Genomic DNA, 20,952 nt, shown 5'->3' on the forward strand with positions numbered 1-20,952 from the left:
TCGTTTTCTGAGGCTCTCAATTGAAACCGAATGGTCTCCTAGGCTTGGTTATTCCCAAATCATCTTTCAATCCTCGTTTTCTGAGGCTCTCAATTGAAACCAGCGGCGCGCTTCTGTGCTGGCGTCGGAATCCATCCTTTCAATCCTCGTTTTCTGAGGCTCTCAATTGAAACGAAGGAGTGCCCGGTGCTGCGCAGCATGGCCGAGTGTTCTTTCAATCCTCGTTTTCTGAGGCTCTCAATTGAAACCTGACAGAGTTCTGAAAGAGAGCCTAACGACTCAGAGCTTTCAATCCTCGTTTTCTGAGGCTCTCAATTGAAACGCCGGTGCTGGCAAGGCAGGCTAATGAAAAGAAATCTTTCAATCCTCGTTTTCTGAGGCTCTCAATTGAAACCGGCTTTATTTTACGATATGTTAGAAGCATTAGATTTCATTTTCGTTTTTTGTAAAATACGCGGGCAAAGTTGCATGTCACTCGCCGAAAGCACCGATCAAAAAAAGGACTTTTTCAATCGATTGTGTGAAGGTCTTTATAAATGGTGCACCGGAAATGAGACCTTCACAAAGTGCAGAACCTATTCATTTCACAATAAGAACATTTCTTACCCTTTGATACATTCGGTAGAACCTCTTTGGTGATGATCAACATGATTGTATCAATATCGCTTAGGAGAGCTTTCTTATCCTCACTTGAGATCTCGATCATCATCCGTTTCTTACTCTCCGGAAAGAATATGGCGGCTCTCGTTACCCTGACTTTCATTTTACTTTCCAGAAGCAGAGAATATGCAACCAATTGTTTCGTCCAATTTCTCTTTTTGTCCTCGAACCTTGAATACTTGATGTCAACTGGAATGACCTCTCCGCTGTTGAGAATGAGAACCGTATCGATGACTCCGTACAGATGGTATTCTGGAGCTTCAATCGCGACCGAATGAAGAACCTCTTTGATCTCTTCTCTCGGAAACCCATAGATTTCTTTTCTCTCAGCAGCTCGCCGATGCTCTCTTTCGTGCTCTTCTTTCCCCATCTCCATCTTTGGCCTGGAAGGCACTGAAAGACTTAGAACTCTAAGGAAATAGATCTTCCTGGGACAGTAGAAGTATTGCGTAATGTCGCTGACCTGGATCATCGATTCGTCTACCATCTCATCCAGAATCCCCTATACGATGTTGTTTCACCTCGGAGAAACTTTGCCACGGAAACGGCCTCTCGCTGTATGACATCGGACCATTTCATTCTCTTTTCGGGAAGTCGAATGTGGTCTTCCATTTTCGATAGGATTTCGGTTAGGAGCAACTTCCTCGCGCCTTCCTGCATCTTGCAGACACCGTTCTCCATTTCAAATTCTTTAGGCTCAACCCTTTTGTGAAATATCAGTTCAAAGACAACCTTATCGACGAGCTGTTGTCTGAACATCTCCATCAGATCGAGAACCATGCTCGCTCGTCCGGGACGATCGACATGCAAAAAACCGCCATACGGATCCAGTCCAGCGTAATGAATTGCCTTCCAACACTCCCCTTCGAGAACCGCATAACCGTAGTTAAGCAATGCGTTGACAGGATCGGTGGCGTATCTTCCACTTCGATTCCTGAATTGAAAACTCTCATCAATCAGCTGCGAAATAGAATCCCAGTATATGGCGGATGCATTGCCTTCGATGCCCATGATCGCGTCCCTGATTTCATTGCAGCTCGCTGTTCTAATCTCATCCAGTTTTTCAAGCCAAAGTTCGATCCCGTGTCTTCCCTCGCTCAAGGCTTGAGCCTTAGCTGGCTGCGAGTCTCTTCTCGTTTTTGCCATTGTTCCCAATAATGACATTTGATTTCTCATCTTGCAACGTACGAATTCCTTTGCGAGCGCGCCACCTTTCGGCTCATCGAACGCTCTGTACTGTTCTCTCCTTGTATTCACCGTCCTCATGATCGGCGGAGAAATCCTTGCTCTGACCTGACCCTTCCAGTCAATGAAAACAACATCTACGCCATTCTCCGCCAGTAACTCGATTGCTCGCGTTGTGATTGAACCGGAACCAGTTACGATCACTTGCTCGATCTCTGATGGAATTGACCTGTAGACTATCTTTGTCTCATTTGCCTCGCGTTCCTTGACGACGATCTGTTCATTCTCAACAGCAATCGTTTTACCCCATCCGTCAACGACCAGTCTCGACACCTACTCACCACAGACAGATCTGTAAATGCAATCATCCGGGCAAGATGGTGGAATTCCAGGATCCTTTTCTTCATAGACGATTTCCGCTTTATTGTCCCTCTCCTCGATCCACCAGCTTCTGAGATCATCGTTGATGTGAAACAGGTCCTTCTCCACGATCATCCTTTCCCCCTTGAAATTGATGAAAACGTTGCAGCCGATGTCGACGGGCACTTCGTAGACACTTTCGAAGACCAGAGCGTAGCCCGTAGGGTATATTCTGCATCTATACCGATCCCCTTTGAATCCGACTTTTAGATCGAAGATGATGTTCCTCATGTAATCGAAACAATCGACGCTCAGCATGCCGCTCGTTCCGAGCAACCGGCCGCTGATCCTGTGTTCCACAAGAAACGGAATTGTTGTTAAAATTAGCTCCTCCGGTGAACCATATGGCTGAGTGACCAAACATGATTCGAATCTTGCTTTTGCCGCGGAAAGAATAAAATTCCACACCATTTTCGCGCACCTCCTGATTTCTTCGAAATTCCCGCTCAAACGTTTCTCGTAATCCATCGACTCATACCAGGATGAAAAGTCCGCGTCAAATTTCTTGAGCTTTGCCTCCCTGAACGCCTGCCCGACGGTATCATGTATGATGACTCCCATCGTCACAGGATGCGTGTACTCTCCTTTCATCCCCTTAACTTTGCTTAGATAGACGTCCCGGGACGTCGGACAATAGCCCGCGCAGATGAGGTACATCGGCAAGGATACATCGTGGTAGGGTTTGAGTGGTGATGTATCCCAGTTCCAGCCTCTCAGTTCCTCCGTCACCCCCACCTGTCTGGCCTTTGGTCTCAAACTCTTGAGCAGATTCTTGCTTTCCAATTCGTCGAGGAAGTAAACCACAGGTAATTATTTTCACGCGATTTTATATTTGTTATGGTCACACAATTTCAACGCTTGATTCGCTCACGAGCATTCGACCATTCTTGCTGATGACCTCACTCGTTGCCAAACATCTCCCGCAGAGCGGAATGACGAAGATGCAATCGATTTCATCCTCAACGTATTTCGTAACTTTGCGAATGAGAACTTCCTTATCATTTGGGTTCAAATCTCCCCTGAAAGCGCTGTACTGCACTCTCGTAAGACCAAATCGGCCTAACACTCTTGCGAGCTGCTGGCGCCTTTTATCATCGTGGATGTCATAAACTACTAATGTGAGCATATTTATTACTGATGATTCATATGTGTTACAAATAATTTTACAAAAAAAATAGTGCGTGCGCTCATTAACAATTATATGGAACGATCGCACACCATCAATCACACCATCAATATTACTTTTAAAAATAATTACGGTCAGTTACAGTGGTTTCCCCAAGCATTCCATAATAGAGCTCGATAAATTGGTACCTGGACAATATGAAGCACAAGGAAAAACCCCCTAAGTCCCTAAATGAGAAGTGATAAGATTACCGAAATAATAATTGCAGAATCATTATTCCAAATTGACAATTGATAAATGACCACAACTAAAATAATGGTTAACAATAAGTTAACAATAAAAAAGAAAGTATAAGATCTTCTTGCTTATTAAAAACAACAAACGGTAATTACAAATATTGGATTGACCATATTTTTTCTTAAAGGGGAAGGTAATAACCATGTCAAATCAGGTGGGGAGAGACAGGATTCCTTGCCTCAGTGTGGAGGAGTCAATGTTCGAGAAAACATTTGAAGACATTTGTGGATTTCCTCCATATCCTCATCAAAAACAAACCGCTGAGTCTCTCATTCAAAATAAAAGTATTCTGCTGCGTGCTCCGACTGGTTCGGGAAAATCTGAGGCTATTTTTCTACCCTTCTTGATAGCCAGACAAGAGAAGCTACCATCACAGATGATTTATTCGCTACCAATGAGAACTTTGGTCGATGATGTCTCAAACAGATTTCAAAAATTGGCCCATAAAGTATCTGGAGGAATCAGAGTCGTTGGCCATCATGGCAAGAGAATGGAAAGTCCCTTATTCTACGCAGATGTCGTTGTAACAACAATCGACCAGACAACCGGAGCTTATGCATGCACACCTCTTAATTTGCCATTAAGGCACGGTAATATTCCGGCAGGGGCTGTCGCCTCATCTCTTTTGGTATTTGATGAAGTTCATACTTTTGAACCCTTATTGGGACTTCAAGTAGCATTGATTTTGGCAAAACATTCGGCGAAATTGGGATTTCCATTTGTTTTTATGTCTGCTACAATGCCAGACTCGTTTGTCAATTTTATGAGAAAACAATATAATACTGAATTTGTAGATGCAAATGAAAATGATATAAGAGTGAGAAAAGAAAGAAACTTATTTATCCACGCAAAATTAAGTGAAGAATTGGATGCGAAAAAAATCATCTCGTTTATAAAGGATTCCAATGAAAGAATAATAATTGTGTGCAACAGGGTGTCAAAGGCCCAGGAAATTTATGAACAAATCCGCAACGAGGCTTTGAATAAAGGCTTCAAGTTAATACTATTACATTCTCGGTTCCTGGAAGATGATCGAGAAAGGAAGGAAAAAGAGCTGAAAGAGATCTTTGGAGAAAGAGACCCGAAGAGCAAGGCAATTTTGATCTCAACTCAGGTCATTGAAGTTGGACTTGACATCACCTGCGAGATTATGATTTCAGAATTGGCTCCAATTGATGCACTAATCCAAAGAGCTGGGAGGTGTGCACGACGGGGCGGAATTGGCCATTTTTATGTATTTAATGTCAGTGACTTTGCTCCTTATAAAGAACAAGAGGATATCATCATAAAGACCAAGAAAGAACTAGAACGGATCGACGGACGGAAGCTAGATTGGGAATTGGAGAAAGAATTGATTAATAGGATATTGGGAGGTTGTTTTGAGGAATACCTAAAACCTGAATATGGAGCACGAGTACTGAATGAGCTCGCAGAGGGAGCTTTTTTCGGTAATCGACAACAAGTCGAAAGAACGGTTAGAGAAACTTTGGCTTGTGATATAACCATACACGATGATCCAGCTGCACTGGGCACTCGAATATTTTCATTGGAAAAAATGAAATTGAATGCAGGACTCCTTCGTCGATTTGTACAGAACGAGAAACCTCTGATCTGGAAAATTGAAACTGATGACATCGAAGAGGAAAAGGTCATTCCCAAAATACTGGTCTGCAAGGATACGGATATTCATCCATATGGATTCTATATTATTCATCCCGATTTCGCATATTATAGCGATGAACTCGGACTACAATTAGGCAAAAAAGGTTTACCGCTTGATAGTCGCGAAAGCATATCCAGAGACGAATTAATAATGAAAAGAAAGGAAGAAAGCTGGAATGAACATTCAAGGCTTACACTACAGTACTTCAGGAATAACATCCTTCCATATTACTGGCTCCCAATTACGAAACTCGCCGATTCTTGGAGGATTGAAAGAGATGGATTTATAGCTAGACTAGAGTTATGCTTAGTCCTGCATGATCTGGGAAAATTGACCGTTGAATGGCAAAAGAAAATCGGAAGAAAATCTCAACCACTAGCTCATTCAAATGCAGATACTGGAAAACGATTACCCCCACATTCCACGATATCAGCATACGTTTTATCGGACATATTCTTCGACTGGGGCAATTTCGGTGATGCTTTGCGGTTTTCAATTGCACACCATCATGGAGTTAGATCAAGAGAAGTACCAAGATACGAATTAATTCCAGAATGGAAAGATGAAGCTATTAAGGTTACTTCGATGGTCAATTTGGATCTGGATTTTTCAAAAATTGAAAAGAGGGCAAGGCAGTTGAGCTCAACTATGCTTGATACATTTCCATTGATCAAGAATGAAAAATTTTACAGGACATATTGTGTTGTTTCCAGAATCCTTAGATTGTCGGATAGAATTGCTACAGCAGGTGATGAAAATGCAATACTATGTTATGAAAACTGGTATGGAAATGTTTGACGCTTGCCGGGCCTATGGATTGGCCTTGGTATTAGATACTATAGCGAGGATAAAAGACATTGATTCAAGATTGTGCATAGAGGATGTTGGTCCGTATTATTTGGTTGATGGACCGCAAATCGATGAAATACCAAGTGATCTTGAAAAAGATACTAACTGGATAAGCTTATTCAGCCAAAATAATTCCTGGAACTATATATTTCTTACAACCCTTAGCCAGAATCGGAAGGACAAGAAAAGAGAGGAATATCAAAAAGAAGCGACTAACAAAATCGGTGATATTCTCCAAAATTATAGTAGGTTGGGTTACGTTCCAAAAATTGCGGCCGAAGGTTCCGCGGGAAGAAACGAGAAGAGTGCTGGATATGATACGATATACATGTCGATAGAGGTACGGGCTGGAAAAGGTATCCGTTCATTCGTCAGAGACAGGTATGGTGAAGGAGAACAACTTCAGGCTCCAAAGGCGGACCTCTCATTAGCATACTTAGGAGGCGCTCATTTCATGCATTGGGTATGGGGTGATACCGCTGTTGGCATTCTGCCGGCGCCTGAAAGAGTGATCCTTAGGAATCACTGCGAAATTCAGAAACTTTTACTCGAAGATAGAATCAATAAACTGAGTCTCATTACAATTCTGGCAAACTACGCAGTGAATTTGGCTGAAAGGATCAGGAAGATAAAAGCAGATGGTACAAGCTATGCATCAAGCTATTCAAAGCTTATATATAATGCGCTGGTAAGAACAGGCACCCAGTGGAAGCCTGCGTCCGCAGGCTTATTTCCGCTTGGATTTTTTTGGCAAATGATAAATGATAATAATCGATACTCAGAAGAAATATTCAGGGTTTGGAAAGACCTATTCGAAAAAGGAAGTCGAAAAGGTCGAGAGGATCTAGCCTTCTCACTCTCGGAATTTCTAACCTATCCCAATCTTGCTTCACTCGAGAATCATATGAATGTCCATTTAAGATATTTGTTGAGCAAGGAGGTGCTCATTAGGACATACTCAAAGGAAAACATGCAGTTGGTGATGAAATATGTCTAACATGAAATTAGGTGAAATATTTGGGAATAAAGCCATTGAAGACTTTGGCACGGCTTTAAGAAAAGCAGTGAGAGATGAGCGCAGCCAAGACTACGCTTCGTTGATCGAACTAGAATATGTTGAAAAACCAGAGGAATTCGCTGAGGCTGTAAAAAAATTCCTGAGAAGATACGATAGCTATGCAAAAAAATACAAGATAATCAGACCCAGCGATGACAGCTTAATTGAAATGATGAAACTGGTTGATTTGTACGGCGTGAGGGTAATTAGAGCAGCACTTATTGCGCACGCATTGGTTAAGGCACCTACAGAAGAAGTCACACAAGGAGGAGAAATAAATGAGTGATGGAATTTTTGAAATGGCAATATTGGGAAGAGTGGTGTGGGATTTACACTCTCTGAACAACGAAGGAACTGTCGGGAATGTAACTGAGCCGAGAACAGTTGTCTTGGCAAACGGTGAAAAAACCGATGGGATCTCTGGGGAAATGCTCAAGCACATTCATGCTGAGAACCTCTGGATATTGGAAGCAAACAAAGACAGTTTTTGCGAAGCTTGCAAGAGACTAGAACCAGCCAGGGCAGACAAAAACACAAATGTAACAAAAAAGAATACGCCTCAAGATGCAGTAAGGCAGGCCATCATCGATTGCACGCTCTGTGATGCACATGGTTTTTTGATTCAGAAGCCTACTGTGGCACGTCCATCGACAATTGAATTTGGATGGGCTGTCGGAATCCCCGAGATCCATAGAGATATCCATTTGCACGCAAGGCATGCACTCGGAGAAAAGGTGAAACCAAAGGGTGCCCCCCAGACGGGAAAATGCGATTCATGCGGAAGAGATAATGTTGACGTATGGGAGATCGAGCAACAAAAACTCTGCAAAGATTGCGCGGCGACATTGACGACGTCCCAAATGATATATCATCGCCCGACTAGATCTGGTGCATATGCAGTTGTAACAGTATTCCAGCCTTGGAAGATTGGTCTCAATAACGTCAACTATGCCTACGAGATCGACGATAACAAAAGAAAAGAAAGATACAACCTTGTGCTTAAGGCATATCAAACTATGTTCATGCGAACTGAAGGCGCGATGACCACCACGCGGTTGCCGCATACAGAAGGATTTGAAGGATTGATCGTTGTATCAAAAGCAAATATGCCAGCACCGATTATTAGCCCATTAAGAGAGGACTACAAGGACGAAATCAAGAAGATCGCGACTATGATGAATCAAACATCAAATCAATCAGTGAACGAGAATGAGATCCTTGAAGTCATGGAATTTAGCTCGATCTCGTCATTTATTGAAAAAATGAAAGGTCTGCTCGAGAGAAGACCTTACAAACTGACTCTGGAAAAATGAGTTTCCAAGGTGATGAAGTGATCTGGCTTAGAGCGGAATACGAATTTGGTAGCCTGTTTTCATACAGGATACCAAATTTCTCTCCTTCTTTTGCGATGTCATCCCCTATACCTGGCCCATCTGCAATCAAGCTTGCTTTGGTCTCTTCTGCCATTGAAACCACAGGGAACATAGAGTATGGAAAAAGAATATTCAACATAGTAAAGAAGTCGGAGGTTCTGGTTGAACCACCTGATAAGGTCGCCATATCAAGACAGCTAATTAAGAGAAGAAAACAAGAGCTAATCGCGAAAAAAATGCAGAAAGGGAAGTCAAAAATTGGTAAATGTAGCAAATGTGGTCAAGAAAAGGAAATATGGGAAATTGACGGGGAGTTCATTTGCAAGGACTGCGGGGAGAATTCTTTAATCTCCACATTTGGAATACGAGAATATGTACACTTCTCGGGTCCTATAAAGATATTTATTTCAGTCCAAGATGAAGTTGAGAAAGATATCCGTAATCAACTGGCGAGAATCAGACAATTTGGCACCTCTGATTCGATTGTCTTTTGCAGAAAAATTGAAAATGTAGAACCTTCAAGAAATAAATGCGTACAACCGATCGATATAGCTGACTATGAGGAAGTGCGACTACCAAAATCAAAAATGATTCTAATTCTGATAGATATTGCGGAATCTTCATCATTTGAGGATATTAATCCATACACAAAGGGAAATAGAAAAGAGGCATTTGTTTTAAGACCATATGTCTTTCCTTTGATTGAGGAGAAGATAGGAAAGAATTGGACGATCTACAAGTTGGAACCTTTGGCCTAAGGAAGATGTATGCTAGAACTGTCAAAAATCACTATGCATCTGAAATTTAACACACCAGCAGTATTTCCTCGCTGGCTAGGATCAGCATTCAGAGGAGGCTTTGGAGAGCATTTGAGGCGAGCCTGTTGTTCTGACGTGGAAAGAGGCTGCAGAAAATGCAACTCTAATAATGACTGCGTGTACTACTACATATATGAGCGCGAAAGTGCAACTCGTGGATATGCACCTCCGACAAGACCTGTTATTATCGTGCCCCCATTCTTTGGTAGGGAGCTTGAATTCAAGAATGGTTGCCGATTGAATGTTGATATCTACTTTTTCGGAAAATTTCGAAAATACTTACCTCACACATTGCTGGGAATTAAACTCCTAGGTTTCACTGGCATTGGTGGGATCAGGAGATACAATATGAATAGATTCACGATCGAGAGTGCGGAATGCGCGTTTTCTGGGGAGAAAATATATGACGGAGAGACGATTAAACTGACGAAGCTCAAGACTCTCGACATTTCCGATCCTGAGTTGTATAACGATTTCGAAGGCCTTATCGAAGTTGGTTTCAGAACACCAATCATTTTGAAGTCCTCGGAATTCCCGCCATCGCCTCAAAAACTGCTCGAGATGATCAGGTCGAGGCTGATTCTATATGTCAATGAATACGGAGACGGCTCAACAGTTGACGATTTTACATGCAAAGGTGAGGTCATCCCGATTTCAAAACATTTCCACGAATTAGAGCGCCGCTCTCGTAGAACTGGCGCGAGAAGATTCGATGGATACACCGGCATCGCCAGATATCGTTTTGAGGGGCTTGATGACGTTGGGAAATGGCTCTTGAGCGTCGGGGCACTCATGGGCGCGGGTCCGCGATCGGCCTTCGGGTGCGGATTTTTGACCGTAAAAGAAGTCTCTTCCACTGAAGATAGATAGGATATCTACCACTTTTTGCGATCTTTACCGATTTCTTTGCGCAATGTTTCTAGAAATCAGGATCGTAATTCTTAGTAAAAACCTAAATTCGAATTTTCTGATGCGTAAAAATCAGTTCCTTGTGAACACGAGAAATTCGTTCGACTACCTTTTGTCTCTTTTTCAAAAATTTTTTCCGATAATATTCTATTCTGTAACACAAAATTCAAAAAAGTAATACGAATGAGGCTATTACATGCTCACGAAAAATCATGACCCTGCTACTCTCTGGAGAAGGCAATATCTTGCAACAATGGCTTGCGAGAAATCCAGAAATTTCTATGATGATGAACACACTGCGATTCGGTTCGCAGAAAATCCATACGTCTGGAAAGATGGTAGATTACGATGCAGTCAACTTGAAATAAAGAAAAATTGGAGCGTTCTGGATATCGGGGCGGGTCCCGGCACGATGGCGATACCTCTGGCGAAACGCTGTCGGAAGGTAACGGCTGTTGAACCGTCGAAACCGATGGTCAAGATTCTCAAGCGAAATTCCAGGATACACGGTCTCCAAAACATTGAGGTCGTTCACAGTCGCTGGGAAGATGTCAACGAGGATATTGGACGTCACGACGTCATCATCGCAGCATATTCCCTCATGATGGAAGATATTGAAGGCGCTTTGTTGAAAATGGACAGACTTGCCAATAAACATGTCCACCTCTACTGGTTTGCTGGAGTTCCATTCTGGGAAAGAATAAGGGCCGACCTCTTCCCGATCATTTACAAAAAAGAATATTCATGCTCGCCAAAATGCGATCTGATATACCGAGTCCTGTATAATCATGGCATTTATCCAGACGTCATCAACCTCTCCAACGGCGCTTTCCCGAGGTACAGATCGTTCACTACAAAGGAGGCGCTGGCAGAACTCAGAGAACTGCTTTGGCTCAATGAGGGCGTACACGATGATATCCTCATAGATTACATCAAAAATCGTTACAAAAAGGACGGAGAAGATCGGTGGCTCAGACCAGACAATACCGTGCGCGTCAGAATTTCCTGGCGACCCGATCACAAATCCAGGAAATGGTGAATGTCAGCTCGCATCGTGATACGTTTTTCCCTCTTTCATTCTCACAATTCTATCGCTGATCCACTGCACAACTTCAGGATCGTGAGAAATGAAGAGGTAGCTCGTGCCCATCTCCTCCTGGATGCGCCGCAATAGATGGAGAATCTGTGCCTGCATCAACGGATCGAGCATCGAAGTTGGCTCGTCAAGCACGACGAGTTTGGGGTTGAGGGCGATCGCTCTCGCAATCGCGATTCTCTGCATTTGACCTCCGCTCAGCTGGAAAGGGTATCGATCGAGTAACTCAGCATTGAGCCCTACCTTGTTCATGAGCTCTAACACCTTCTCTCTGATACCTGGCCTATTCCTAGAATAAAGGAGTAGCGGCTCTGCGATGCTCTGATAGACGGTGAATCTCGGGTTCAAAGAGGTCTCAGGGCTCTGCGAAACCAGTGTCATTTCCCCTCTCAGACGCCGGAGACGTCTCATTTTGAGAGATGTTATATCTTCCCCTTTGAACAGAATCTTGCCCTCATCGGGCCGCAGGATACGAAGGATCACGCGCGCTAGTGTCGATTTTCCACATCCGCTCGGGCCCATCAGCCCGAGAGTCTCGCCGTAATCGATATCAAGGCTGGCGTTCTCAACGGCCTTCACGATCTTCTTTCCCAGTAGACCGAGGCGATAGTATTTTCTTACATTTTCAACGACGAGCAGTGAACTCACTCTTGATACCTCCTGCAACAGCAGCGGTGTTCCGTCCCCTTCATAATTGGATGCTCAGTGTGACAAATGTGATCCGCCTCCTCGCAACAACTGGCATAGCAGCAACCCGTGCGGCGCTCAACCATCGAGACCGGTTCTACGTGCACGGCCTTCATCCCCCTCGAAGGCAGGGCTTCGAGCAATCGCCTTGTGTAGGGGTGCCTTGGATGACGCATCACATCGCCTGTTTTGCCCTCTTCGATGATCTCCCCCGCGTACATGACCGCCATCCAGTCACTTAGAGTTGAGGCGACCTCCATATCGTGGGTAATCAGCAGACAGGAAAAGCTTTGATTCCTCCAGAGGTCTGATAACCACTTCACAAGCTCCCTTTTTCGCTCAAGATCGAGACCCTTTGTTGGTTCGTCCGCGATCAAGAGAGGCGGATTGAGAGAAAACGCTATTGCCAGTGCGATTCTCTGCCGCATACCGCCGGAAAGCTCGTGAGGGTAACGATACGCTTCCTCTTTACCTATGCCCATTTTGCCGAGAACGTCGAGAGCCTTTTCTTCTGCTTCCGCCTGTGAAAGTTTTCGGTGATAGATGAACATTTCACTGACCTGATGAATTGATCTCATGGATGGATTCAAGGAGGCAGAAGGATTCTGCATGAGCATCCCGATTTCTTTTCCACGTATTTTCGCCATTTCGTTCTCAGAGAGTTTTTGAAGATCAGTACCATTGTAAAAAATAGAGCCTGTGACACGCGCGGCAGGTGGCAAAAGTCGCATGATCGTCAGACCGAGAACGGTTTTTCCGCAACCTGTTTCCCCTACCAGTGCAAGTTTCTGGCCGCTTTCAAGTCTCAGATTGATATTTCTGTTTGCGTGCACAAGACCACTTGAACTAGGGAAATAAACGTTGAGATCCCTGATCAAAAGAAGGCTCATGATTCCACCTCCATGAGAAGATCCCTTCCGATATGCAGACACTCCTTTACCCAGTCGGATAGGAAATTGAAGGCAAGGACAATAATCGAAAGGAATAATCCAGGAAATAGCGCGACATGTGGCGCAGTAGTGAGATAACGAACTCCCGAACGTATCATCAATCCTAATTCTGGTGTCGGTGGCTGAATTCCCAGCCCCAGAAAGCTGATCGCAGCGGCGAAAAGAATCGTGTGACCGATGTCGAGGGCGATCAGCACGATGATTGGCCCTTGCGCATTTGGAAGGATGTGTCTGCCTATGATCCAGTGCGTCGGAGCTCTAAGCACCTTCGCATTTTCAACATAACCAGTCGTTTTCAATGAAAGAACTGTTGAACGTACAAGGCGCGAATAGCTCGGCCATTGTGTTGCCGCAAGTGCAAGAATGAGATTAAACGCACCACCACCAAACAAGCCAACGATAACCAGCGACAGAATGATTGAGGGGAATGCGAGCATGATGTCCACGATGCGCATCATGACGAGATCAACAATGCCCCCATAGTATGCAGCCAGAAGACCGAATAAAGTCCCGACGATGGCTGCGATGATGACGACGATGATCGCGATTCCAAGAGAATACCTCAACCCAAAGAGAATTCGTGAAAGAATATCTCTGCCAAGTTCATCAGTACCGAAGACATGCTGGCCATCTGGTCCAGCCAGCTTATTCGACAGATCGGTTTTTAACGGATCAAAAGGGGCTAACAGAGGTGCGAAGATCGCACATATGGCTAAAATCATGAGTACGATGAGGCTGATCAATGCAGAAGGACTTCTGAAAATCGACCAGAACGCCCTACGCAGATCAATCCGCATCATACCTCACCCTTGGATCAAGATATGCATACAGGATATCAACAACTAGATTGACCATGCAAAACAGTGCAACGATGACCAGCGCGCAACCTTGGATCATCGGAAAATCCTTGAGGCTGATCGAATCCGCGAGTAACTTTCCAATGCCAGGCCACGAAAATACCGTCTCGACAACGACTGCTCCGCCGAGCAGATAACCCATTTGGAGACCAGCAAAGGTGATGAGGGGCAGCAGAGAATTCTTTAGGATATGCTTTCTCATGATGTATTCTTCATCGAACCCTTTTGCCCTCGCCGCTACAACGTATTCCTGTGACATGACTTCTAAAATACTCGAACGGAGGAGACGCGTCGTGATCGCACACATGCCGAGTGCAAGAGTCAACGAAGGAAGGATCAATCCAGAGAGTGTGCTGAATCCGTAGCTTGGCAATAGACCGAGCCATACTGAAAAAATCAAAATGAAAATTGGTCCGAGATAAAAGGACGGGATGGATTTCGCCACGAGGACGAATGTTTGCACCGCGCGATCTTTCCATGTGCCACTCCTTTTGGCGGAGTATATACCTAAAGGAATTGAAATGATCAGGGAAATCGTGAGACTCGTGATGGCAAGCAGGAGAGTTGCTGGGAGCCTGGCCGATATCTCATCAGACACACTCTTTCCTGTAACAAGGGATCGGCCGAAATCAAGAAAAAGAATATGCTCCAGCCATTTCAGATATTGTATGTAAAAAGGTGCATCAAGACATTCCGTCTCGACCACCCACTGCACTTGTTCAGGTGTGAGGTCTGTTCCATATCTGGACTGAGCGATGAGCAATCCCGGATCTCCCGGCGCCAGATACATCATCAAAAAAGTCAGAAAAGTAGCTCCGAAAATAACAAAGAACATTAGGAGTACCCTTTTGATAATATACTTCCACATCGCTCAGCACCAAATAAAGAAAATGAGAATGGGCTCACGCCCTTTCTGTTACTTTTTTTTCATCTCTCCACACTGACGCCTTCTAAGTTCAGCCATGGGTCTTCGGCCGTCATTACGTAACCTTTGACGACGTCTCGATACGCGACGATCTTGTGTTCGTGCACAAGATAGAAGGCGGGAAGGTCATCAATAACCGCTCTCTGGAGCTGCCTGAAGTATTCCTCTTGCAGCGTCACATTGATTGTTGTGTCTGCTAGTCTGAAGAGCTGGTCATAACTTGCATTCTGGTAGTGGGACCAGAGGCCACTCGATGTGTGAATTGCGAAGTGTCGGGGATATGGACCCCAGACGAAATAGCCCGTACGCAGAATCATCCCGAAATCACCAGAGGCTTCTTTGCTGTTGAAGACCGCGGTCGGAACGCTTTCAACCGTCACGTCCATACCGATATCCCTGAGCATCGATGCAATGGCCTGCGACATGAGTGTAAACCGGGGAGCCCAGGGATCCTCGGATGTCATAAGAATCGTTGTCGAAAGTTTGCTACCATTCTTGTAGAAATATCCATCCTCACCGAGCGTATAACCCGCTTCCATCAACAGAGATTTTGCTTTCGTTACATTGTATTCGTACAACGGCAGAGAGGGGTCTGAATAGAGCATGACTGGTGAATATGGCCTTCCCTTTGCCGCCATGCCGATGCCATCAAGGAGATCGTTCACGATTTTCTCGGTGTCGATGCCGTAGGCGACTGCCTTTCGAACGCGCAGATCAGTGAACGGGCTAACGGATGCATTGTGGGGGTCTGTTTTCGTGTTGAATTGCAGGAAATCCGTAAAAGTCGTGAGACGGTGCTGCACATGGATGCCGCTTGTGGCTTCGAGGTCGGCAACATCCTGCTCTGAAACTTTGATGATCATATCGACATCCCCTGCCTTGAGAGCCAGCACCCTTGTCGTCGGATCCTTGATGACCTTGAATATGATTCTCTTCAGCAAGGGCGCCGGTCCGCTGTAATTCTCGTAACGGTCTAGTACGATTTCCTGGTCAGTTATTTGATAATTGAATTTGAATGGGCCTGTGCCGATGATTTTCCCATTCCAACTCCCATCGGGATTGGCCATGTTCGGAGACATAACGGGCCAGGCGATATGCGTAAGGTAATAGGGCAGGGGTGTCGGAGATTTCATCACGAACCGCACAGTGTAGTTGTCGACCTTCTCCAGATAATTGACTCTTGCCAACACGCCGTAATTGCGTACATATGTGTCGTTGCCGTATGAGAAGAGGACTGCGTCAGCGTTGAACTCGCTGCCATCGTGAAATCTGACGCCCTGCGTCAGGTTGAAAATCCATGTTTTTCCGTTGTCGGGCGTGTACCACGAGCTCGCCAGACCAGGAATCAGATTAAGGTCCGTATCCAGTCTTATGAGTGTGCCGTAGATCTGTGCCCAAACAAAACGCGCGTCGCCATCGGCGAATTGTGTGAGATACCAGTTCTTCACGTCAGAACTGATGGCAACGATGAGCGTATCCTCGTTCTCTTTTTCCTGTGGGTTATAAACGACAACTGCAGTCACGATCAGTGCGATAGCTACGATTATAGCTATCACGGCCAATAATAGGTTCTTCTTTGCCAACATCTTCCCTCCTGAGGAACTCCGAATGGGATCGAAGAACTTCTCCTATTGAAAGAGGTGAAGTTCGTAACACTAATCTCAAATAAGTGTTATGCAATTAAACTTTACGCCCCTTAAGACGCACGACACGGGGAATCTCAAATGAAGTAGTTAAGACAAGGTGAAATCAATGCCAAATCCGAAACAGAAGGAATACTTTGATAGTCTGGCAAAGGATTGGGATAAGATTGTCGTGCATGACCTCTCAAAGATAAAAAAGATTATGGATATCTTCGACCTGAGACCCGGAATGGTGGTGATGGATGTTGGAACTGGGACAGGTGTTTTGATTCCCCATCTCCTTGCACTTGTTGGTGTGAATGGAAAAGTCGTCGCCGTTGATTATTCCGAGAAGATGCTCGAGGTTGCAATGAACAAGTTTCCACCAGCCCGATACCCAAATCTTGAATATGTCTGCGCGGACATCAACGATGTGCCCATGTCAGGAGAATATGACGCAATCATGTGCTATTCCTGCTTTCCCCATTTCATCGATCAGCCCAAAACTGTCAAGCATATGTCAAAAGGATTGAAGAAGGGCGGAAGGCTCATGATCGCCCATTCCTCATCCCGCGACGAGATTAATCGAATACACCTGGAAACCGGCGAGGTTGTGATGACCGATTATCTCCCGGCGATGAAAGATTTATGCTTCATGCTGGAGGACGCAGGTCTCGAAGTCGTGAAGGCGATCGACAATGAGGAAATGTACGTCGTTTTGGCCGTGAATTCAAGAAATTGCTCAAAATAAGTGGACCGAATTTAATGATATGCGACATAAGCACATGTCAACAATCTTACTAGTTCCTTTGGAATCCATGATAAGATGCGTACAATATCATCAGATGATAGTATGTGAGATTCTCATCCGCTCTCCTTGGAATGGATTGCAATCTGATTGAATACATATTAGAAACGTACCTGAGATTTCAATAGAGTTGATGACATGAAAAACAGGTTCCAGATGTTCACAAGCTCTAACGATCACTCGATCAATCATCTCTCCCATAAACGATTTTTCATTGTATCAAGAATTATCAATTTCTCGATCCGCCACAGAACTTCATGATATAACTCAGAGAAATCAACTTTGCATTTTCCAGAAGATCGTCGCTGATTCCTGGTACACCGCAGACCATCAATATGATGTCCTTTGTGCTTTCCGTGACCTTCGTCGCATCAGAATCCCTATACGGATAAATCGCGATCAGTTTTCTCGAATCCGATACAACGATCTCATTCCCCTTCAGCTCGATAGGCTCCTTCATTCCTATTCCCAGAAATCTCTCACCCTTCTTGGCAAATCTCATCTGGAGGTCGCCTTCAACCGTTTCCTTATCAAAAGCGGCAAGGGGAATGCCTGATTTGATTGAGGCAAGATTGTACGCATCCACGAGGGTGTTAACGTTCGGAATCGGTTTGCCCTGCAGGACTCTTCTAATAAGCGCTTCCGACGCGGGCCTGATTTTTGTGGGGTCGATTCCAATTTTCCAGAAAAAATCGCGGTACGCTCTGAAAAGCGGCCTGTTCTTCAGTTCGTCAAGTGTGTATTCATTCCTGATCTCCTGGAATACCAACTCCTTGAATTCCTCAAGTTCTTTCGAATTTCTCATCACATTGACATTCGTAAGGGACTCGACGATTACTCTGAATGGAGGGAATCGGATCTCGATTTCTTCAGAAAGTCGAAGATTCATCGATATTGTAAGATTTCTTCCCGGTTTAAGCATTATTCTAGGACCGATTCTGATTAACAAAGATGCATCGCTTTATTTCAGATCTTAATATCCTTTCAAAGAAGGAAAGAAAGTGTGTGGATATTCGATAGATCATTTCTTGAGTGAATAACATTCGATGAAAATGATCAAGCCAAATTCTGGATGAGTTAACATAATCATTGTTCCATAAAAAAGGCACATCGTTGCGAGCAAACAAGTACTTAGGAAGTCGGTTTCCTTCATGTCTCGGAGGGGAATTCAGGCAAAAGTACTAAATAGTCATAGCGCGTGTCAAGTTTCACTAAACTGAATACCTCAGTTGGTGAAGCATGAGAGTCGTAAAGACGTTTGGTTCACCAAAGTGAGGCGGAGTTTAGGGAAATAAGTAAACGGAGGTGAACCAGACGATGTATAACAGGCAACCGCGCGAGATGCACAAAGCGGTGTGCTCCGACTGCGGCAAGGAATGCGAAGTTCCTTTCAAGCCTACCGAGGGGCGACCGGTATACTGCCGCGATTGCTATCAGAACCACCGCCCTGCAAGGCGGAGCAGGTACTGATCAATTTTTGAGACGGCGTTTTTTAGTCCTTCTCTAAACTTTTTTACTTTTTTTGTTTCTTTTCGATATTTTTGCTAATGCATTTTGTCTCCTCTTTTCTCAAAAGATATTCGTCGCTCGAGCAAATCTATTTAACGATTGAATTCAATGAGCCAGTAAGGTAGCAGGGGGTACTACATGGAGGAGAAAATGCTGATTCAATATCCGCCTCACCTGAGGTGGATGCTTAAGAGGGCGCTCGATGATCCCGAAGGATTTTGGGGTGAGATTGCAAGTGAGCTACATTGGTTCAAGCCGTGGGACAGAATTTTTGAAGGAACCAATGAGACATTCAAATGGTTTTCCGGTGGCATGACCAATATTTCTTATAATTGTGTGGATTTTCATGTGAAAGAAGGAAGGGGAAACCGAGCTGCGATCATCTGGGAGAGCGGCGAAGGCGGACAGACACGTGTGCTGACGTACAATCAATTACTTTTTGAAGTCACAAGATTTGCAAAAGCACTTCGCGCTCTCGGCGTCAAAAGAGGGGATAGAGTTACGATCTACATGCCGATGATCCCAGAAGCTACAATCGCGATGCTTGCGACCACGAGAATAGGAGCGATACACTCTGTTGTTTTCGGCGGATTTGGATATGGCGCGCTGGCCGAGAGAATCGCAGACGCAGGATCAGAGATCGTTGTCACATCGGATGTAGGCTACAGAAGAGGCAAAATCGTTCCTCTCAAAGAAACTGTTGATCTTGCGTTGAAGGAAGTGAAAGGAGTCAAAAGAGTTATCGTGCTAAAAAGGGGCGACACCGATCCTCCTCTGATCCCTGGTCGGGATATTCTCTGGGAGGACGCGATCGAAATGGGTGCGTTGGAGAGTTCCGACGTTGTGCCGATGAGATCTGATGAACTTGCCTTCATTCTCTATACCTCTGGCACTATGGCAAAGCCGAAGGGCACGGTTCAGCCACATGGCAGCTATCAAGTTTACGTGTACGCGATGGGAAAATGGGTTTATGATCTGAAGGAAACTGATGTGTGGTGGTCAACCTCCGATATCGGTTGGATCGTTGGACACAGTTATGTGGTGTATGGACCTCTGCTCACGGGCTGCACCACCATTATGTATGAGGGTGTGCCCGATTACCCGACACCTGATATCTGGTGGAAAATTGCGGAGAGGAATCGCGTTACTCAGATGTGGATCTCGCCAACGGGTGTGAGAGCCCTCATGCAGCATGGTGAGCAATGGCCTAGAAAACACGACTTAAGCTCAATCAGAGCCATCTTCTGCGCTGGGGAAGTTTTGAATCCTCCTGCTTACGAATGGCTTTCGAAGAAAGTTTTCGAGGACAGGATACCAGTCGTCGATCATATGTGGCAGACAGAAACGAGCGGCCCCATCGTTGGAAATCCTATCGGCATTGCGACCCTGCCGATTCTTCCAGGTTCTGCGACAATTGCACTTCCAGGCATTGACGCCGATGTCGTCGATGATAAGGGCCAATCGCTTCCCCCAGGTGTTGAGGGGAATTTTGTTATCAGGCGGCCATTTCCGGGCTTAACGCCGACGATCTGGAACGATCCTGAACGATACAAACGAGATTACTGGTCGAGAATACCCGGTTGCTATTATACAGGGGATGGTGCGTCGAGAGATGAGAACGGTTATTTCTGGTTCGTTGGAAGATTTGATGAGATCATTAAGATTTCTGCGCACCGAGTCGGCACTGTCGAGATCGAATCCGTTCTCCTCTTGCATCCAGATGTGGCAGAAGCCGCTGTGGTAGGCGTTCCGGATGAACTTAGGGGAGAGGTAGCATTTGCGCTCGTTGTTCCGAAACCTGGAAAAGAGCCAACGGAGAGCATGAAAGCAGAGCTGAAAGAGCTTGTGAGAAGGAATATGGGTGCAGTTGTAGTCATCGGCAACATTGCGTTTGTTAGCAAGCTTCCGAAGACGAGAAGTGGCAAGATCATGAGAAGGCTCATTAAGGCTGTCGTTGCGGGACAGCCACTCGGTGACACATCGACAATTGAAGATCCAGCGGCGATCGAAGAAATCAAGAAGGCGGTTGCAGTGGCGCGAGCTCGGGATCGATGATCTTATCCATTTCGAACAGCGTATAAGAAAAAAAGCTCAATTACATGTGATTTGTTAAGAAATGATTAGAAGTGCAAGTCAAGTCG

Annotated in this window: 20 protein-coding genes and 1 CRISPR repeat array (1 of these 21 cut by a window edge); of the genes, 10 read left to right on the forward strand and 10 right to left on the reverse strand. The window is 45.0% G+C overall.

The window, feature by feature from the left end; genetic code table 11:
• Positions 1-394: a CRISPR direct-repeat array (repeat unit 37 nt; unit sequence CTTTCAATCCTCGTTTTCTGAGGCTCTCAATTGAAAC); it begins 2,723 nt to the left of the window's first position.
• Between the two features lie 165 nt (positions 395-559).
• Genes cas4 through cas2 form a run of 4 tightly spaced genes read right to left on the reverse strand, consistent with a single transcriptional unit; the run spans position 560 to position 3,391 of the window.
• Entirely contained in the window at positions 560-1,147 is a 588-nt protein-coding gene (gene cas4 / locus H5T41_02720; protein ID MBC7107693.1) for a CRISPR-associated protein Cas4, read from the reverse strand.
• Positions 1,141-2,178: a CRISPR-associated endonuclease Cas1 gene (gene cas1 / locus H5T41_02725; protein MBC7107694.1), complete on the reverse strand. Its 1,038-nt coding sequence runs from the start codon at positions 2,176-2,178 to the stop codon at positions 1,141-1,143. The genes cas4 and cas1 overlap by 7 nt, the downstream gene beginning before the upstream one ends.
• Complete coding sequence (cas4a, locus tag H5T41_02730; protein MBC7107695.1) at positions 2,179-3,069, reverse strand: type I-A CRISPR-associated protein Cas4/Csa1; 891 nt, start codon at positions 3,067-3,069, stop codon at positions 2,179-2,181.
• A gap of 37 nt (positions 3,070-3,106) precedes the next feature.
• Positions 3,107-3,391 (reverse strand): CRISPR-associated endonuclease Cas2, encoded by a 285-nt coding sequence (cas2, locus tag H5T41_02735; GenBank protein ID MBC7107696.1) that lies wholly within the window; start codon positions 3,389-3,391, stop codon positions 3,107-3,109.
• A gap of 493 nt (positions 3,392-3,884) precedes the next feature.
• Here cas2 and cas3 point away from each other — a divergent pair, with 493 nt between their 5' ends.
• The 7 genes from cas3 to H5T41_02770 all read left to right on the forward strand — a co-directional run bounded on the left by cas3 (position 3,885) and on the right by H5T41_02770 (position 11,396).
• Positions 3,885-6,149, forward strand: coding sequence for a CRISPR-associated helicase Cas3' (cas3, locus tag H5T41_02740; protein MBC7107697.1), 2,265 nt, complete (start codon positions 3,885-3,887; stop codon positions 6,147-6,149).
• On the forward strand, positions 6,100-7,197 hold the full coding sequence (locus tag H5T41_02745; GenBank protein MBC7107698.1) for a hypothetical protein: 1,098 nt from the start codon (positions 6,100-6,102) through the stop codon (positions 7,195-7,197). The genes cas3 and H5T41_02745 overlap by 50 nt, the downstream gene beginning before the upstream one ends.
• Positions 7,190-7,543: a hypothetical protein gene (locus H5T41_02750; GenBank protein ID MBC7107699.1), complete on the forward strand. Its 354-nt coding sequence runs from the start codon at positions 7,190-7,192 to the stop codon at positions 7,541-7,543. The genes H5T41_02745 and H5T41_02750 overlap by 8 nt, the downstream gene beginning before the upstream one ends.
• Entirely contained in the window at positions 7,536-8,570 is a 1,035-nt protein-coding gene (locus H5T41_02755; protein ID MBC7107700.1) for a DevR family CRISPR-associated autoregulator, read from the forward strand. Before H5T41_02750 ends, H5T41_02755 begins: the two co-directional genes overlap by 8 nt.
• Positions 8,571-8,587: 17 nt before the next feature.
• Positions 8,588-9,388, forward strand: a complete 801-nt coding sequence (locus H5T41_02760) for a hypothetical protein (protein ID MBC7107701.1) — start codon at positions 8,588-8,590, stop codon at positions 9,386-9,388.
• A gap of 111 nt (positions 9,389-9,499) precedes the next feature.
• Positions 9,500-10,318 (forward strand): CRISPR system precrRNA processing endoribonuclease RAMP protein Cas6, encoded by an 819-nt coding sequence (gene cas6, locus H5T41_02765; protein ID MBC7107702.1) that lies wholly within the window; start codon positions 9,500-9,502, stop codon positions 10,316-10,318.
• 235 nt (positions 10,319-10,553) lie between these two features.
• Positions 10,554-11,396 carry a class I SAM-dependent methyltransferase gene (locus tag H5T41_02770; protein ID MBC7107703.1) on the forward strand — a complete coding sequence of 281 codons (843 nt, stop codon included), beginning with the start codon at positions 10,554-10,556 and terminating at the stop codon, positions 11,394-11,396.
• Positions 11,397-11,399: 3 nt separating this feature from the next.
• On the opposite strand, the gene H5T41_02775 is transcribed toward H5T41_02770, so the two are convergent.
• The 5 genes from H5T41_02775 to H5T41_02795 are packed head-to-tail and all read right to left on the reverse strand — an operon-like array spanning position 11,400 to position 16,458.
• Positions 11,400-12,101: an ABC transporter ATP-binding protein gene (locus H5T41_02775; protein MBC7107704.1), complete on the reverse strand. Its 702-nt coding sequence runs from the start codon at positions 12,099-12,101 to the stop codon at positions 11,400-11,402.
• On the reverse strand, positions 12,098-13,030 hold the full coding sequence (locus H5T41_02780) for an ABC transporter ATP-binding protein (protein MBC7107705.1): 933 nt from the start codon (positions 13,028-13,030) through the stop codon (positions 12,098-12,100). Before H5T41_02780 ends, H5T41_02775 begins: the two co-directional genes overlap by 4 nt.
• Positions 13,027-13,890, reverse strand: coding sequence for an ABC transporter permease (locus H5T41_02785; protein ID MBC7107706.1), 864 nt, complete (start codon positions 13,888-13,890; stop codon positions 13,027-13,029). The genes H5T41_02780 and H5T41_02785 overlap by 4 nt, the downstream gene beginning before the upstream one ends.
• A complete protein-coding gene (locus H5T41_02790; protein ID MBC7107707.1) occupies positions 13,877-14,815 on the reverse strand; it encodes an ABC transporter permease in 939 nt (312 codons plus the stop codon). Before H5T41_02790 ends, H5T41_02785 begins: the two co-directional genes overlap by 14 nt.
• A 59-nt stretch (positions 14,816-14,874) precedes the next feature.
• Entirely contained in the window at positions 14,875-16,458 is a 1,584-nt protein-coding gene (locus H5T41_02795; protein MBC7107708.1) for an ABC transporter substrate-binding protein, read from the reverse strand.
• Between the two features lie 166 nt (positions 16,459-16,624).
• Here H5T41_02795 and H5T41_02800 point away from each other — a divergent pair, with 166 nt between their 5' ends.
• Entirely contained in the window at positions 16,625-17,245 is a 621-nt protein-coding gene (locus H5T41_02800) for a class I SAM-dependent methyltransferase (GenBank protein MBC7107709.1), read from the forward strand.
• 286 nt (positions 17,246-17,531) lie between these two features.
• Here the strand turns inward: H5T41_02800 and H5T41_02805 are convergent, their stop codons facing one another.
• Positions 17,532-18,191, reverse strand: coding sequence for a hypothetical protein (locus H5T41_02805; protein ID MBC7107710.1), 660 nt, complete (start codon positions 18,189-18,191; stop codon positions 17,532-17,534).
• A 428-nt stretch (positions 18,192-18,619) separates the two neighbouring features.
• On the opposite strand from H5T41_02805, the gene H5T41_02810 reads away from it, so the two are divergent.
• Together H5T41_02810 and acs are read left to right on the forward strand one after the other, a co-directional pair.
• Positions 18,620-18,772 (forward strand): hypothetical protein, encoded by a 153-nt coding sequence (locus H5T41_02810; protein ID MBC7107711.1) that lies wholly within the window; start codon positions 18,620-18,622, stop codon positions 18,770-18,772.
• 177 nt (positions 18,773-18,949) lie between these two features.
• Positions 18,950-20,866, forward strand: a complete 1,917-nt coding sequence (gene acs, locus H5T41_02815; GenBank protein MBC7107712.1) for an acetate--CoA ligase — start codon at positions 18,950-18,952, stop codon at positions 20,864-20,866.
• Positions 20,867-20,952 lie beyond the last annotated feature (86 nt).

The organism is Methanomassiliicoccales archaeon (genome assembly GCA_014361295.1).
In the GTDB taxonomy this organism is placed as follows: Archaea; Thermoplasmatota; Thermoplasmata; order Methanomassiliicoccales; family JACIVX01; genus JACIVX01.